The sequence below is a fragment of the Streptococcus sp. HMSC10A01 genome, from assembly GCF_001807785.1.
Taxonomy (GTDB): domain Bacteria; phylum Bacillota; class Bacilli; order Lactobacillales; family Streptococcaceae; genus Streptococcus; species Streptococcus gordonii.
On the sequence record NZ_KV790972.1, the window covers coordinates 32,790 to 33,080 of the forward strand.

General features: G+C 57.0%; 1 protein-coding gene. It reads left to right on the forward strand.

The window, feature by feature from the left end; all coding sequences use genetic code 11:
- Window positions 1–291, forward strand: a 291-nt coding sequence (locus tag HMPREF3108_RS10950; RefSeq protein ID WP_256262226.1) for a hypothetical protein, incomplete at both ends; no start/stop codon positions are given.

Below are 291 nucleotides of genomic sequence, written 5' to 3' on the forward strand. Positions count from 1 at the left end.
CTCAGTATCTGCGAGCGAATCGGCTTCCACAAGCGCTTCAGTAAGTGCCAGCGAATCAGCGTCTACGAGTGCCTCGGTATCTGCCAGTGAGTCCGCCTCAACTAGCGCCTCAGTTTCTGCAAGCGAGTCAGCTTCGACGAGCGCCTCAGTAAGTGCGAGCGAGTCCGCTTCAATGAGTGCCTCAGTAAGTGCGAGTGAGTCAGCGTCCACGAGCGCATCTGTATCTGCGAGTGAATCGGCCTCCACGAGTGCGTCTGTTTCTGCCAGTGAATCCGCGTCTATGAGCGCTTC